Raw genomic sequence first — 15,232 nt, 5'->3', positions numbered from 1 at the left:
TGAGCAATAAAAAAGCACCAAATTCGGTGCTTTTTTATTAAAAGAGCACTTAGTCTTTTTTCAGATTTTCATTAATCAGAAATTCAACCAATGCTTTCTGAGCATGTAGACGGTTTTCAGCTTCATCCCAAACCATAGCATTTTTGTGATCCAGCATATTCTTTGAAATTTCTTCGCCACGGTGTGCTGGCAAACAGTGCATAAACAGGCAGTCGGGGTGAGCCAGATCCATCAAGCGCTCATTAACCTGATAATCAGCAAATGCTTTTTCACGGATTTTCTGTTCTTCTTCCTGTCCCATACTTGCCCAAACGTCAGTCACGATCAGGTCAGCATTGACTGCTGCATCTTCAGCTGAGTCAACCAGCTCTACACAGTGTGCAAATTCAGACAGGAATTTTTCTTGTGGCTCATAACCTTTAGGAGCAGCAATTTTCAGCTTAAAGCCCCACATATGCGCAGCTTCAATATATGAATTACACATATTGTTGCCATCACCGATCCACGCCACAGTTTTACCTTCGATTGGACCACGATGTTCCAGGTAAGTCTGCATGTCAGCAAGCAGCTGGCAAGGATGGTGGTCATCAGTCAGAGCGTTAATCACGGGTACTTTTGAATAAGAAGCAAAGCGTTCAACGATGTCATGACCAAAAGTACGGATCATCACTACATCAAGCATGCTTGAAATAACACGTGCAGAATCTTCGATAGGTTCGCCACGGCCCAATTGAGTATCACGTGAAGACAGGAAAATTGCGCTGCCGCCGAATTGGGTCATGCCAGCTTCAAACGAAACACGCGTGCGGGTACTGGATTTCTCAAAAATCATCCCCATAACTTTACCAACAAACGGTTGGAAAACTTCATTGTTATGCTGTTTGCGCTTGAGCTCGATGGCGCGTTGCAGTATCTGGTTAAGTTCTAAAGTCGATAGATCGCGTAAAGTCAGAAAGTGACGGAGAGCCATTCGTTACTCCACAATAATTGCTGAAAAACTGGTTCAACAATTAGTTGTTGGTTAGTTAAAAAAATACGGAATCGGCTAATATACTATATGAATAGGAAATTGCAAAAAAACTAGACTTTTTGATGACCGTCCAAGAAACGATCGACACAATAATTCACATATTCGACAGTTTCCTGATCAGTTTCATCGCTTGGCAAACCCATTAAAATGCGCCATTCCATATTTCTTAAAATACCGAAATACAATTGTGCAGAAAATAATGGATTTGGACAGCTAAGTAGTCCTTTGGCATGTGCCTGTGATAAAACTTCAGCAATCGAGTGCTGGATATGTTTTGGTCCCTGTTCATGAATATGCCGAGCAATATCCAGATTGCGTCCACTTTGTTCCAGCACCAGACGCATAAATGCGGCATTTTCCGGCTGTTTGATATGCTGGTAGAAGTTCAGCAAGGTCTGAATCAAATAGCTTCTAAAGTCTTTAGAACTGTCTAAAGAGAAGGGCAGACAGATATCTTTAAAGAACTGGGTACGGCGATAATCACAAATCGACTTAAATAGGCCTTCTTTATTGCCAAAGTATTTATAAATAGACGCCTTGGAGCCACCGGCATGATTGACAATATCATCCAGTGATACAGCATCATAACCATGTTCCAGGAACAGTTCTGTTGCACTGATCAAAAGGGCGAGACAGCGCTCATGACCACGCTTGGTCTGTGGCACATCTTTGGCTAAGGGTTCCAGTTGAACGAGATCCTGCATATTGACGACTAAATCAGCACTTTTCGATTATTTCAGTTGCCATCATAACAAAGTTGTGCACACATTTCATGGAGACTGCTGTATCTATTATCTTGACTAAGATTTATGTTAAATCTATCCGCATTATTTGACTAAAGTTTTAGAGTTTTTATTCTATCAGACCATGGATTGAGCATTTTGAATAGGTATACTCGAACTTCAATAATTATAGCCAACACTGTGGAAAGGGAAGATGACACAACAAATGTCTGCAGGTTTAAAGTTTAGAGAAGCATTAGAAACTGAGAAACCACTACAAATCATTGGAACCGTAAATGCCTATGCAGCCATGATGGCGAAACAGGTCGGTTATAAAGCCCTTTATGTCTCTGGTGCCGGTGTGGCCAATTATTCTTATGGATTGCCTGACCTGGGTATGACCAGTCTTGATAATGTCCTTGAAGATGTACGCCGTATTACTGAACGTGTGGATACGCCATTACTGGTAGATATTGATACAGGCTGGGGTGGCGCATTTAATATTGCTCGTAGCATTAAGCAGATGATTGCAGCTGGCGCAGCAGCCGTGCATATTGAAGACCAGGTAGCACAAAAGCGTTGCGGCCACCGTCCAAATAAAGAAATCGTATCGCAACAGGAAATGGTAGACCGGATCAAGGCGGCAGTGGATGCCAAAACGGATTCTAACTTTGTAGTCATGGCACGTACCGATGCCTTGCAAAAAGAAGGCTTACAGGCTGTGATTGATCGTGCTTGTGCATGTGTAGAGGCGGGTGCGGATGCGATCTTTGCTGAGGCAATGACGGACATCACTATGTATAGAACAGTCTGCGATGCGGTGGGTGTACCTGTTTTGGCAAATATCACTGAATTTGGTGATACACCGTATTACACCACCGAAGAACTGGCTGAGCAGGGCATTCGTATGGTGCTATATCCACTGTCAGCTACCCGTGCAATGCAAAAGGCTGCTTTGGAAGTGATGCAGTCGATCCGTCAAAACGGTACTCAAGTAAATGTACTGGACAAAATGCAGCAACGAAAAGAACTCTACGAATTTTTAGATTATCACAGCTTCGAAGACACATTAGATAAACTGTTTAAGCAGGAGAATTAAAACAATGGCTGAAGGAAAAGTACTCACTGGCGCAGGATTGCGTGGACAAGTTGCAGGGAAAACGGCACTTTCAACAGTAGGCAAAAGCGGTGCAGGACTGACATATCGTGGTTACGATGTGCAGGATCTGGCAGAACACTGCCAGTTTGAAGAAGTGACTTATCTGATTTTCTTTGGTGAATTGCCAACTGCTGAGCAGCTTGCAGCTTATAAGACAAAACTAAAGTCATTACGTCGCCTTCCGCAAGTACTGAAAGAAGTGCTGGAACGCATTCCGGCGGACTCGCATCCAATGGATGTGATGCGTACCGGCGTCTCCATGCTGGGTAATCTGGAAACAGAAAAGTCTTTTGCTGAACAGCAGGATGTAGCGGATCGTATTCTGGCAACGCTACCCGCGATTATCTGTTACTGGTATCGCTATAGCCATGACGGCATCCGTATTGATGAAAATACCGATGATGATTCAATCGGTGCTCAATTCCTGCACTTACTGCGTGGTGAAAAGCCAAATGCGCTGCATGAGCAGGTGATGAATGTATCACTGATTCTATATGCAGAGCATGAATTCAATGCTTCAACTTTCACTGCACGCGTATGTGCATCGACATTGTCTGATTTGCATTCTTGTATTACCGGTGCGATTGGCTCACTACGTGGTCCCCTGCATGGTGGTGCCAATGAAGCCGCGATGGATATGATTGAAAACTGGAGGTCGCCAGAAGAAGCTGAGCGTGAAATGCTGGGTATGCTGGAACGTAAAGAAAAGATTATGGGCTTCGGTCATGCAATCTACAAAGACAATGATCCGCGTAATGGCATTATCAAGCAGTGGTCAGAGAAGCTGGCGAAAGATGTAGGCGACACCGTACTTTATCCAGTCTCAGTCCGTTGTGAAGAAGTCATGTGGCGTGAGAAAAAATTATTCTGTAATGCTGATTTCTTCCATGCATCTGCTTATCACTTCATGGGTATTCCAACCAAACTGTTTACACCGATCTTTGTGATGTCACGGGTTACCGGTTGGGCAGCGCATGTAATGGAACAGCGCGCAGATAACCGTATTATCCGTCCGAGCGCAGACTATACGGGTCCGGAACTACGCAAAGTGATTCCAATTGCTGAGCGCGGCGCCGTAGCAGTTTAAGGTGCAGATATCATAAAAAAATAAGGTCTCCAGTCAGACCTTATTTTTTTATACACTATTTTTATTTAGTTCTAGTTTTATTAAATTTTCGTTTAACGGCTGAGCAGGGCGGGATCTTCAATGTGATACCCGGTTTCAAATTGAATGCCTAAATATTTTACAGTGACCAGTAATTTATCCTGTTTCGGAATTTTATAGATCTGATTCAATCTTAAATCAGGTTTATAGCTGATGGCCTGTTGTATTGGACTCTTATAGTGACCTGATTCAATTCGATATTGATAGGTCCATTTAGGTACGCTTTGTTTCGGATCATGCCATGCAGGTGCAGTGCCTTTTCTGGTCTTTAGTAACTTGAGCTGAATATTCTGCTTCGGAAGAGGAACTACCGGAGTCAAACGTTTTTTGATTTTGGCAATTTCCTGATCAAACTTCTTGCTATTCTGATCATAGTCAATTTTCTTGGTTTTAGGATTGATATATAGGGAATTGACCTGAATCAGCTGGTTTGGCATCTTGGATTTAAAATTATAATAATACAGTTGAGGCAAGCGTCCACGCCCATCCAGATAATGGCGCAACAGATAGAGTTTTTGATCCTTGGCTTCATAACCCAAAACTTCAAGGTTTTGTGGGCCGCCCACCGTCGCAAGGCTCAATGGACTAAGACAAAGACCAAGTAAAAACAAACTAATATTAGCTTTCATCATTATCCTCATCCACTAATTTTTTATAAAGACGCGAAATTAAGCAGTTTTGCTATCAATTAAATCCATCATTTGATCCGCAATCTGTTCTGTCAATATATCCAGGCGTTCCTCAGGTGTACCATCAATCAGATAGCGATAATCATAAGTTTGACCTTTATAGAAAACCGAAACAAAAAACGTTCCTACCGGTTTTTCTTTACATTCACTGCCACCAGGTTTGAGCAAGCCGGTACAAGCTACGATCAAATCTGCTTCTTGAAACAGCTTCTGACCGGTAATCGCAAGCGTATTCGTCACTTCCGGGGATTCTGGGGAATATTTATCAATTAAATCCTGAGGTACCCCTAAGATTGACATTTTCAGATTGGCATCATAACAAACCAGTCCACCGAGTAAAATTTGTGCACCACATTCTTTATAAAGTGAAAACTGGCTGCTTAAATAGCCTGAGCTTGCACTTTCTACAAAAGCAACTTTCAGTTTTTTTTGTTCGAGTAAATCACAACATTCTTTTAACATGGCTATCATTTTTATTTGAGGGTGATGTATTCAATGTATAGACGAAATGCGGGTTCTTCAATCACCCTTACGATTGTATACATTTATACAAAACATGCTGTTAAAAGCTAAATATGAGATACACATGTTCAAAATTCAGCTGATGAGGCTGTTTGACCAAGAGTTAAGCAAAATTTGCATTTAACGGTATCATCTCAGCTTAAACAGTGGTAAAAATAAAAATAAAGTGCTTGATGAAAGTAGGTTGTTACAATGAAAACTACAGTTAAATATGTAGTCCTGAAAAGTCTGGACTATCAGTTGGGTACCCCTTTATTTCAGGAAGAAATTGATGCGGATGCACAATATTTTGATCAGATTCCTGCGATTATTACCTACCAGAATTTAAAATTAAAGGTGAAAAGCAAGGAGTTAAAACGTTTGCAATTACCCGATGAAAAAGAAGATACCCAAACGATTATTGTAAAAATGGTCGCGATTTAATTGATAATTTGAATAAGATTAAAAAAAAACCTCTTTCTTAGAGGTTTTTTTAATAAACTATTAGATAACAATATATTATAAAATATTTACTTGCTTATTTTTATTTATAATATAAAGTGTTTATAATGCAGTAATTAATATCTTAAAAGGGTTACTTTGTTTTGTTTTTGTTCCTCGCTTTAATCATATACTAATAATTAAAAATAAAATTTTCCTTAATTTTTAGGGGAATATCATGAAAAAACTTTTATCAGCAGTAATTCCTTTGGTTTTTATTTTTGGTCTTTCTGCATAAGTGAATGTATTGATCAATCTTCAGATGGTTACAGATTGCGGAAACTATGTCGTAGCGCATGGGATTAACGATTCTGCTTATATACAAAATTATAATATGATGGAAAGCTATACTAATTGACTTAACTATATTTAGACTAGAATGATCGGTAATTGGGTCTTCGCCCCATACTTACCCCAATTGTTTAATCTTCTCAAAAATGACTTATATTTTAATTGAGTGTATAACCAATCTTTGATATTCCCTGTATAAAGTATTTAGAATCTTTATATAGGTTTTGATGTCTTGAAAAAATATTAAATCTAAGTTTTATAGTTAATAATTTTACGAATTATACATAAAATATTTATATTTTAAAAAAATAGAATTTTGCATTTTTTAAGATATAGATTTCATCTGCACATATTAGTAGCTATTCTTATTATTTACGAGATGCTTGGGTAAATAATGTAAGTGTAAAAATGGATTATCAATAGTTTAAATCAATTTATTTTACATTGAATTAGTCTGTAACAGGTTATGACTTGGAGTTTATGCAGAAGGCTGTAGAGTAAATACTGAACTCGTAAAGATCGGTTCATTTACTTATAAAGGAAAAAGGAGCGTCTCCAATGGCTAACCAAAACCAACAAAATCCGAACCAGAATCAGCAACAGCGTCAGCAAAATCAGCAAGACCAATGGCAAAACCCAAATCAACAGCAACAGCAACAGCCTAACCAGCAAAATCAACAGAACCCAAATCAACGTCAGCAAAATCAGCAGAACCAGCAAGATCAACAGAATCAGCAGGATCTGCAACAGCAACAGCAGCCTAATCAACAAGGTCAACAGCAAGATTCAACACAACAAGCTCATCAGCGTGATCAACAAAATCAACGCGGACAACAGCGCTAAGTATTGAAACTTGAAGAAAGCCGCTATAAGGCGGTTTTCTTTTGGGCTTCATAACTGAATTTAAGTTTGGAAGGACGTTGATGAAGAAAATGTATAATAAAGTACAATCCCAAAAATTATGCGCCTTATTTTTAAAGGTTATGTAAATAGATAATAGTTAATTAAATTTTTGATCATTCTATAAATCAAAGAAGCTAAATTGATTGTAAATTAATCAATAAAAAATATATTAGTTTCATTTATTATTAGACTTGTTAAAGTTGGCCTGCATTGTAATAGGTGGACTTTGATAGGACAGTCTGATTTTTATTGATGAAATTTGAGTCTAAACCTCTACGATCCAGCGTGGATAAAAAGTATTTTCTGTTTCTTCAACGAAAATAATATTATCAACATGAAAATTTCGGATACCATCTCTGCGAATGTCATAACAAAAAAATTTCTCAGTCTTACCTTTACGACGATAACTATAAGGTTCCGCCTCGCGTGTTTCAATTGAACCGTCATCTTCTCGCGCAGTGATGATAATGGTATGCAAGTTACGTCCAGCTGAGGAAATTATTTCTTTGATATGCCGATTACTCATATTAACCTCGATATCAATATAAATATCGCATGAAATACAAATGATAAACTCATGTTTTAAAAATAATTCTAATCGGAGTTTTATTATGTAGTATCTCTAGAAGGTTATGGTTTTGTTGTGTATCCATCCCTTAATAAAATTTCTATTTTAATCAGCTATAAGATAACTGATTATCTTTGTTAGCTGACTTTCAAGAAAAATTTTATTTTTAAATCATTTGAATTATAGATTTAGGCTAAGAGCAAAATTAGCGTATAATTTTTTTTAAAACATTTTAAATTTTACTCTTCTTTCTTTTTAGTTACACAAATGATGATTGTTGACTATTGAATAACTTTAACCAATGTTTGAGCATAAGAATTTCTCATGATAATTATGAAGGGATCGCCATGAAAGATGAAGAAAAGCCTTTAAACTTTAATGATGATAATGAGCCTCTGGAATTTGATGACGAGGAATTTATTGATGATAAGAAGGAAGATGAATTATATAATGCAATTACTAAAGATGGTTCAAGTGTTGACCCGGCAGATGATGCTACGCGTCATACACGTCCGGAAGATGGTGATCCTATAGAAGTGGAAGAGTGAAACTAATTTTAATCCAATAAAGCCCAATTTTATTTGGGCTTTTAATTGTCTTTTAAAAAGTGTTAATAAAATATTTTTGCTCTATAAGTATTTAAATAAGTAAACTGAATGCTGTTATGAGTACTTAATTTTTCTTATCTAATAAATTTTCTTTATTCTGAGGCTTGGCAATAAATTCGTCTTTCATTTCAATAAAAAAATCATTGGCTTCTTCATGACTACAGTGCAACCAGTCATAGCGCAATTCTTCTGGGATGACAATAATCGAACGCTTTTCATCGTCTGGACGGTGAAACTGTTTCATAAATGGATGTTTATCTGCGTTCATGGTCAACATTGAAAAAGATCTGATTCTCTTGCCATCAATATGGGCATCATCATAAATTGCAGCAACAGTAAAAGGGTTACCATCTGCATGTGAAATTCCAAACCAATGTGAATTTCCCTCTATATATTTAGGTTCATAGAACACATCTACAGGCACCAATGCAAATTGGTTTTTTACCCAGGCATGCCGAAAACTGGGTTTGCTGGCAACTGTTTCAGTACGTGCATTGTAGGTGTGACGACCAAATTTTAATTCTTTTGCCCAGGAAGGGATTAGTCCAAAATGAGCAATATCGAGTTCAAAATTTTCCGTGCCACGCATAATGATAGGAGCAGGTGCAAGTGGATAGACATGAGATTTAATTTCTAATTCTAGCTGCTCTTCATGAATGTCGAGTAAAGACAAGCGTTGTTTCGAAGGAAACTCATAGTTTGAGCACATAATTGACCTCTACATTCTAATTTTTATCTGTAATAAAAATTAAGATAAGATGAATATAGACACAAAACCACTTAAAAACGTAATTACACTTTTTGCAGGTTTGGAATAACTTTCCACTCAGTATTAAACATGAAATATAAATATTTTACTCTTTAAGAAATTGATCATGTAATGCACTCAGACTTAGTATGCCGGATGCCTGTTATTTTATTTTTATTAGAATAAGAACATAATTAAACAGAAGTAATTTAAGTCATAATTAACTTAAATTGACCTTTTTGACAAAACTGTGGTGCAAGACAGTAGGTTAATTACAATGTTTACTTAACTGTATATTTTTTACCCAACACCATTTATCTTACCTACATTCAATTACATACAGAACATAAAATCATCAAAACTAAGTTGGAAGGCAACAATTTTGAATGATAGTTTAAGTTTAACTTTTTAGTATCTGAGGTGAACAATGAAATTGTTGACATTATTAGGTGTAGGTGTGGCTGCAAGCTGTTGCTATCAAGTTATTAAAAATAATCAGCCAATTCTCGCAAATCCGGATTTTGATGAGACAGTAAAGCGATTTTTATTAAAAGAGTTCTCGGCTTAATTGCTGGAACAATATTGTTAAGTAGATTCCTCAAATTTTCTTAGATTCAGGAAATTCTTAATGTGATGTAAATGATCTTATTTAATTTTTAATAAGATGATATTTAAATCAAGGCAGTTAAAAGAGGAAAATACTTAAACATTCCCATAAACTTATTCATAGGAAGAAAAATTATGCTAAACCTTATATTTTGTTTATTGGCTTTGAAGGGTGCAACTGAAATTGATCATCAGGTCCATGGGGGCGAGGTAGGTGACAATAACGATTGAGTCTAATTAAATAGACGCTCATAAAACCCGCTAGAGAGAAAATTTTATCTTTATCAATTAAGATTTTAGTTAAATATTTTATTGACAGTTTCTTAAATCTTGATTATTTTACTAGGTGTTCAAAAAGCTCCACACTTGATTAAATATCGAGTTTTATCCGCATCTTCCCCAAGGTGCGGTTTTTTTTATAAAAAAATATTAATTTTTGCCCTTCCTAAGAAAAAAACGATGTTTTAAATACTCACTTAAATTTAATTTTTTCTAAATCTGCTGGGAAAAATATAAATAGGGCAAGAAATGTATTTTCATTTATTTCTGCCGTTAAAAATACCTGCATGTACCCTGATAAATAAGATAGCAATCCAGATATTGCTTCTTACTCTATTATCAAAATCGATAATGAAGTCTCAGCTGGTTGATAAAATCAGGAGGGTGTTACGATGAGTAATTTCAGTTTATCATCACTATTCCGTCGGAGTATTGGTTTTGACCACTTAAGTGATCTATTCGATTTTGCATTACAAAGCGATACGCCAAATTACCCCCACTATAATATTGAAAAAACAGGAGATAATAATTATCGTATTTCTGTTGCAACTGCAGGATTTAATCAGGATCAACTCGAGATTAATTTGGAAAACAAGGTACTGACTATAACTGGTAAAGTAGTAGAAGAAAACGATCCAAACGTTGAATATTTATATAAGGGAATCGCAAGCCGTTCATTTAAGTTATCGTTACGCCTGGATGAACATGTAGAGGTTCAGCAGGCAGATTATGATAATGGTTTATTGACTATAGATCTGCAACGGAGAGTCCCTGATGAGGTGATGGCACGCTAGATTCCTATTGGTCGTAAAAATAATGAAAAGCTATGGGGAGAGTCGAAGACTCAATAATAAAAATAGTTTTTCTAATAAGAATAGAACAAATTTAAGCCACCTTCGGGTGGTTTTTATTACCTTCAGAACTAAGTTGCTGGTTTGATTATTTGTTGCAATAATTAAATTTCAGACTTATTTAATATGGATATATATTTAATTTGTATATATATTTATATTTTTTATAGATTGTCTATTGTTTGATCGTTGTATGTTTTATCAACGATTCTAAATCAGCGCAAAATGGTTAAGGGGAAAGCTCACAAGAATGTGGGCTTTTTTATTTTATACACATAAATTAACCTTTCATTTAAAAAAACTTTCCAAATAGCTTTGGAATGCAATCCATATAGATGATACCTATAGAGGTTGTTATTTCTAATCTATTGAGGTGAGCAATGAAATTACTAACATTGATTGGCGCAGGCGTATTGGCTGGATATTGTTATAAAAAGGCTAAATACAAAAAGGGAAATGCAAAAAACTGTTCTCATCACGAAGCGGAGACAGAATCTAAGGCATCAAATACCCCTGAATAAATTAATAAAAGACCTCACAAATGAGTGAGGTCTTCGACTATTTAGAAAGGAAAAATAACAATCAAATGCAAATATTGGCTAAATTAATCCTTGGCCTTGTTTAACTGAAGAAACGACTAGGCTGAGTATTTGTTGATTTTGCAATTAGTAGCTTTCTAGGTAATTTATATATTTATGAGAAGTCCTCAACTAGTTTAACAAGTACTTAAAGAAACATAAAACTAACGGGTAAGAACTATTAGTATATATTTCCTATACTTAAATGAATCTATTCAGAAGTTATCTTTAAATAGTTTAAAGAGAAAATATTTGGCTAAGGACCATAAAATGGTAATCAGGGATTGATTTGTTTAATTTTATATTAATTTCTATAGTTAGATGAGATTTTTAAATTCTAGGGATCATTCCCCTTATATTTTGAAATAGGGGGGGCACTAAAGCAAGGAGATCGATATGTTCCAGTTCGTACTTTGCTTATTTGGCCTACATAGTACGATTGAGTTTGAATGTACGGCTGATAGCGAAGAAATTAAGTTATGTCGCGATTGCTTGAAAGAAATTAAATAGTTTTAGTAGAGCAGGGCTACATGTATTTGGATATAAAGTTACCCTGTTTCTTAAGGTGAAGTCAGGGTTTGTCTATTAGAAGCTAAAAAATATCATTAAATATTCAATAGAAACTAAAAATGATAAATCTTTGTATGTGGTTCAATGATTTTGATGAAAATGATCAGTGTGAATAATGAAAGTCATATTTTTAAAGATTGCATATTGAAGTATATCGTCTGTCGATTTAATGATAGAAAATATAATTAACTGGATTCATTAGATTTAATCTGAATTAATAAAGTGCAAATATTTTAAAATTTCTAGTAATCCTTTATATTTAGGATTCAGTGTTAAGATAGGCTACAATATAAGTAACAAGAAGTCAGAGTGTCCTTTAATGACTAAGCTTGAAATATTAATAACTTTATTGGCTATCGTAATTATTAGTACAGTCATCTACGTATTGGCCCATACTTTGTAATCAAACCTCCCTCGGGAGGTTTTTTATGAAGTATTATTTGTGGATACTCATTCATATAAAGCTGTAATGAACCAAAAGCTCATAAAAAATATACCAAGTATCAAATGTTAATGAAATAAGGTGGATATTTTTATTGATAATGAGAAATTTCTGATATTATTTGATGTATGACAATGATTTAATTAACAAAAAATTGGATAAAATTTTGTAAAATTAATTTCGTAAAATCTAAGAATTTACAAAAAATAAACTTTATAGATTGTTGAGCCGAGATGAAGACAAACGAATACAATATGATTCATTCTTAAATCTTTTAAGTTTATAAATCATTAGGTAAGCCTATTTTAATGCTCAATCTTCCCCTCCAGTCGCGACTTGGCGGATTCTATTTCTGTTATAGCATACTTGTGGGGTAGGTTAATTTATTAAATTAAATAAAAACAATTATTTATGGTGATTTTGAAGGGTGTTTTATTGATTAAAAGTTTGACTTGTAGACTATTTGTAGACTGTTGAGAAACATGATTTAATCATTGCGAGCTAAAATTTTGATGATCAAATTATGAAACTCAACAAGTCCAATGTTGATGCTATCTCATTGTGTGATTCTGGTCAAAAGATATACCGTGACCAGGAGTTAATCGGATTCGCTGTCCGAGCTACCACCAAATCCAAATCTTATATTGTGGAGCGCCGTCATGCAGGGAAGCTTTACCGAGTCGTACTCGGTAAGACCAATGAAATATCTGCAATCGCTGCACGTGCCAAAGCACAAATGATTTTGGCTCAAATTGCTAATGAGGAATACCAGAAACCAGTAAAAGGGAAGGCTGCTGAGAACCCACTGGATATCACAGTAGGTCAGGCACTGGATATCTATATCAAGCGCAATGACTTTAAACCTAAAACTATACGTCAATATAATAAATATTTTGACCTATATTTAGGCTGGTCAAATCGAAAGCTATTTGAGATTACTAAAAATGAAGTACTGGATAAGTTCCTGACAGTTTCAGAACTAAGCAAATCATCCGCAAATGGAGCTATTTCACTACTAGGTACATTGTGGAAATACATCCATGTGCTTTATTCATCGGATGAAGCTCCAATCCTAAAATCTAATCCGGTTGATATTATTTCAGTTACCAAAGGCTGGAATACACTTGAACGTCGAGAGCGTCATCTACATAAAGATGTCATTCACAAATATTATAACGCTGTCCTGAATTACCAAGATGAATTGAATCTCGAAAATACGGCACGATCCAATACTCACCGAGACATTATCCTATTTACGATGTACACCGGTTGCCGCCGTCAGGAAGTTTGTGGACTGAAGTGGTCAGATATCAATTTTAAAACTGGTACCGTACTTTTTAGAGATACAAAAAATGGTACGGACCATCTGTTCCCAGTAGGTGATCATCTGCTGAAGATCTTAAAGGACCGTTACCTGTTAAGAGAAAATGACTGGGTGTTCCCAGCAACTAAAATGCCGACTGCAGCTAACATGCATGCAACTAAGGTTGACCGTGCATTAAAAGTGCTTGGGGATCAGGTGGACTACTATGTATCAATGCATGATTTCAGACGTACCTTTGCCACGATCTGTAACCTACTACGCTTCAATATCTATGTGACTAAGCGACTTCTCAACCATACACAAAAGCCACGCATTGATGTCACTGGCGGTTATGTACAAATTCCCATGGAAGAGCTGAAAGCATCTATGAATATGATTGAAGCGGTATATCAAGGAAAAATAGACTGCTTTAATTATGAAAGCGTTTGGGATGAACGTCTAAAACAAATAAAGGCAGGGTAAACCTGCCTTTTACTATGCATACTGCGCTGTACAGGTGACTGTACGGCTTTTCTCATATGCCAGTACATCACTTTTCTTATAGGCTACACGCCGTCCAATTTTGGTGTAAGGCAAGTCAGATCCATCACACCGCATACGTGCCAGCGTCCAAGGTGAACAACCCAAGTACATGGCTACAACCTCATGACTAAAGTTTTGATCAGCTGGAGCTTTTAGAAACCGCTGAAGCATTTCTTGTTTATTCGCTTCAGTTTCATTTGCTAAACTTTTTAAGCTCATTAAGAAACCTCCTTTAAGCTTTGTTTTACCGTTTCAGGCAGTCCAAACACATCTTTAAAAGCTTCATCAAATCCACCACTAGCAATAAATTGATCGATACTGTTTTCAGGTTCTTCATGCTGTTCAGTATGGGGTGAAAGCATGAGGTAGATTGCATCTATATTTTCTTTATTGACTTGAATGATGGTTGATTCACTCTTGCATGTCATAGGAAGTCGTAAATCTCCCTTATAACCTTCAACAAATGTCAAAAATGCTTCTGTTTCTGCCTGGTTTAAGATAAGGTCAAAAGGCAATTCTTTATGTAGTTCGCCAATAATAAAGTTGGCCACTTGGATATTAGTCATCATGCCAGCTCACTATTTAAAAAGGTAGTTTCATTCCACCAATTAGGGCTTTCTTCCAAATATTTAGAATGATCATCCGCGGAAAGATCCCATTCCTCAAGGGTGACCGCTTCAGCAATGCATTCACCAACTGTTTCAAATGCTTCAATAGCCTCTTTACGCAAACGTTCAACAACTTGCTCACCCAATTCTTTTGATGGAACAGGATATAAAATTTCTTCTGAATCAGGTTCTTCGGGAATATTGACTGCCCATAATTTGTTATCTTCCATCACGCCACCTTCACATCTAAATAATCAGGACAACGCAAGTGCATTTCATATTCATCAAATAGCACCTGACATGCTGCATTACCTGTTAAATCTTTCTTTAAAAACACATAGCTCAATGCTTTACGTGTGTCTTTCCCACTAAAAGTCGAACTGCCATCTGCAAGTTCTTTTTTCACATAACCCAATTTTTCCAACCAAAGCTTGAAGCCTGCTTCATGTTTCTGTTTGATTCTGAAGATCATCTGTACCCCCAGCTGTAAATAAAGTTTTGAATACAATCTTCAATACCGAAAAGACTGATATTGCGATAAGTCCGGATCCGACCTCTGTGCTGAAT

At 36.2% G+C, this 15,232-nt stretch carries 19 protein-coding genes; 9 read left to right on the top strand and 10 right to left on the bottom strand.

Translation table 11 applies throughout. From position 1 onward, the window contains the following. Nucleotides 1-49: 49 nt before the first annotated feature. A complete protein-coding gene (gene argF / locus ACS72_RS06590; protein WP_048881645.1) occupies nucleotides 50-970 on the bottom strand; it encodes an ornithine carbamoyltransferase in 921 nt (306 codons plus the stop codon). Between the two features lie 110 nt (nucleotides 971-1,080). Continuing rightward, nucleotides 1,081-1,734, bottom strand: coding sequence for a TetR/AcrR family transcriptional regulator (locus ACS72_RS06585; RefSeq protein ID WP_048881644.1), 654 nt, complete (start codon nucleotides 1,732-1,734; stop codon nucleotides 1,081-1,083). Nucleotides 1,735-1,966: 232 nt separating this feature from the next. On the opposite strand from ACS72_RS06585, the gene prpB reads away from it, so the two are divergent. Next, nucleotides 1,967-2,851 carry a methylisocitrate lyase gene (gene prpB / locus ACS72_RS06580; protein WP_004810717.1) on the top strand — a complete coding sequence of 295 codons (885 nt, stop codon included), beginning with the start codon at nucleotides 1,967-1,969 and terminating at the stop codon, nucleotides 2,849-2,851. Between the two features lie 4 nt (nucleotides 2,852-2,855). Further along, nucleotides 2,856-3,998: a 2-methylcitrate synthase gene (prpC, locus tag ACS72_RS06575; protein ID WP_048881643.1), complete on the top strand. Its 1,143-nt coding sequence runs from the start codon at nucleotides 2,856-2,858 to the stop codon at nucleotides 3,996-3,998. A 92-nt stretch (nucleotides 3,999-4,090) separates the two neighbouring features. Here the strand turns inward: prpC and ACS72_RS06570 are convergent, their stop codons facing one another. Together ACS72_RS06570 and ACS72_RS06565 are read right to left on the bottom strand one after the other, a co-directional pair. Beyond that, a complete protein-coding gene (locus tag ACS72_RS06570; RefSeq protein ID WP_048881706.1) occupies nucleotides 4,091-4,705 on the bottom strand; it encodes a hypothetical protein in 615 nt (204 codons plus the stop codon). A gap of 39 nt (nucleotides 4,706-4,744) precedes the next feature. After that, a complete protein-coding gene (locus ACS72_RS06565) occupies nucleotides 4,745-5,227 on the bottom strand; it encodes a CinA family protein (protein WP_048881642.1) in 483 nt (160 codons plus the stop codon). 252 nt (nucleotides 5,228-5,479) lie between these two features. Between ACS72_RS06565 and ACS72_RS06560 the strand changes: the two genes are divergently transcribed. Together ACS72_RS06560 and ACS72_RS06555 are read left to right on the top strand one after the other, a co-directional pair. Continuing rightward, nucleotides 5,480-5,710: a hypothetical protein gene (locus tag ACS72_RS06560; protein ID WP_004809153.1), complete on the top strand. Its 231-nt coding sequence runs from the start codon at nucleotides 5,480-5,482 to the stop codon at nucleotides 5,708-5,710. A 906-nt stretch (nucleotides 5,711-6,616) separates the two neighbouring features. After that, nucleotides 6,617-6,901 carry a hypothetical protein gene (locus ACS72_RS06555; RefSeq protein ID WP_004809157.1) on the top strand — a complete coding sequence of 95 codons (285 nt, stop codon included), beginning with the start codon at nucleotides 6,617-6,619 and terminating at the stop codon, nucleotides 6,899-6,901. 325 nt (nucleotides 6,902-7,226) lie between these two features. Here the strand turns inward: ACS72_RS06555 and ACS72_RS06550 are convergent, their stop codons facing one another. Beyond that, nucleotides 7,227-7,487 (bottom strand): WYL domain-containing protein, encoded by a 261-nt coding sequence (locus ACS72_RS06550; protein WP_048881641.1) that lies wholly within the window; start codon nucleotides 7,485-7,487, stop codon nucleotides 7,227-7,229. 389 nt (nucleotides 7,488-7,876) lie between these two features. On the opposite strand from ACS72_RS06550, the gene ACS72_RS06545 reads away from it, so the two are divergent. Beyond that, the gene (locus ACS72_RS06545; RefSeq protein WP_004809161.1) at nucleotides 7,877-8,077 is read left to right on the top strand and encodes a hypothetical protein; all 201 of its coding nucleotides are present in this window, start codon (nucleotides 7,877-7,879) and stop codon (nucleotides 8,075-8,077) included. A gap of 124 nt (nucleotides 8,078-8,201) precedes the next feature. Here ACS72_RS06545 and ACS72_RS06540 read toward each other — a convergent pair whose 3' ends face one another. Continuing rightward, the gene (locus ACS72_RS06540; protein WP_048881640.1) at nucleotides 8,202-8,846 is read right to left on the bottom strand and encodes an SOS response-associated peptidase; all 645 of its coding nucleotides are present in this window, start codon (nucleotides 8,844-8,846) and stop codon (nucleotides 8,202-8,204) included. A gap of 466 nt (nucleotides 8,847-9,312) precedes the next feature. Here ACS72_RS06540 and ACS72_RS18185 point away from each other — a divergent pair, with 466 nt between their 5' ends. The 4 genes from ACS72_RS18185 to ACS72_RS06530 all read left to right on the top strand — a co-directional run bounded on the left by ACS72_RS18185 (nucleotide 9,313) and on the right by ACS72_RS06530 (nucleotide 13,997). Then, complete coding sequence (locus tag ACS72_RS18185; RefSeq protein ID WP_004809164.1) at nucleotides 9,313-9,453, top strand: hypothetical protein; 141 nt, start codon at nucleotides 9,313-9,315, stop codon at nucleotides 9,451-9,453. A gap of 709 nt (nucleotides 9,454-10,162) precedes the next feature. Then, nucleotides 10,163-10,564, top strand: a complete 402-nt coding sequence (locus ACS72_RS06535; protein WP_048881639.1) for an Hsp20 family protein — start codon at nucleotides 10,163-10,165, stop codon at nucleotides 10,562-10,564. Nucleotides 10,565-11,001: 437 nt separating this feature from the next. After that, nucleotides 11,002-11,142: a hypothetical protein gene (locus ACS72_RS18180; RefSeq protein WP_167367443.1), complete on the top strand. Its 141-nt coding sequence runs from the start codon at nucleotides 11,002-11,004 to the stop codon at nucleotides 11,140-11,142. Between the two features lie 1,592 nt (nucleotides 11,143-12,734). Further along, the gene (locus tag ACS72_RS06530) at nucleotides 12,735-13,997 is read left to right on the top strand and encodes an integrase family protein (RefSeq protein ID WP_048881638.1); all 1,263 of its coding nucleotides are present in this window, start codon (nucleotides 12,735-12,737) and stop codon (nucleotides 13,995-13,997) included. 12 nt (nucleotides 13,998-14,009) lie between these two features. Here ACS72_RS06530 and ACS72_RS06525 read toward each other — a convergent pair whose 3' ends face one another. Genes ACS72_RS06525 through ACS72_RS06510 form a run of 4 tightly spaced genes read right to left on the bottom strand, consistent with a single transcriptional unit; the run spans nucleotide 14,010 to nucleotide 15,137 of the window. Next, the gene (locus tag ACS72_RS06525) at nucleotides 14,010-14,276 is read right to left on the bottom strand and encodes an AlpA family transcriptional regulator (protein ID WP_048881637.1); all 267 of its coding nucleotides are present in this window, start codon (nucleotides 14,274-14,276) and stop codon (nucleotides 14,010-14,012) included. Continuing rightward, on the bottom strand, nucleotides 14,276-14,626 hold the full coding sequence (locus tag ACS72_RS18175; protein WP_048881636.1) for a hypothetical protein: 351 nt from the start codon (nucleotides 14,624-14,626) through the stop codon (nucleotides 14,276-14,278). Before ACS72_RS18175 ends, ACS72_RS06525 begins: the two co-directional genes overlap by 1 nt. Further along, nucleotides 14,623-14,895, bottom strand: coding sequence for a hypothetical protein (locus ACS72_RS06515; RefSeq protein ID WP_048881635.1), 273 nt, complete (start codon nucleotides 14,893-14,895; stop codon nucleotides 14,623-14,625). Before ACS72_RS06515 ends, ACS72_RS18175 begins: the two co-directional genes overlap by 4 nt. Then, nucleotides 14,895-15,137 carry a hypothetical protein gene (locus ACS72_RS06510; RefSeq protein WP_048881634.1) on the bottom strand — a complete coding sequence of 81 codons (243 nt, stop codon included), beginning with the start codon at nucleotides 15,135-15,137 and terminating at the stop codon, nucleotides 14,895-14,897. The genes ACS72_RS06515 and ACS72_RS06510 overlap by 1 nt, the downstream gene beginning before the upstream one ends. Between the last annotated feature and the right edge of the window lie 95 nt (nucleotides 15,138-15,232).

The sequence above is a fragment of the Acinetobacter sp. VT 511 genome (assembly GCF_001077515.1).
In the GTDB taxonomy this organism is placed as follows: Bacteria; Pseudomonadota; Gammaproteobacteria; order Pseudomonadales; family Moraxellaceae; genus Acinetobacter; species Acinetobacter schindleri.
This window is presented reverse-complemented; position numbering and strand designations above follow the sequence as displayed.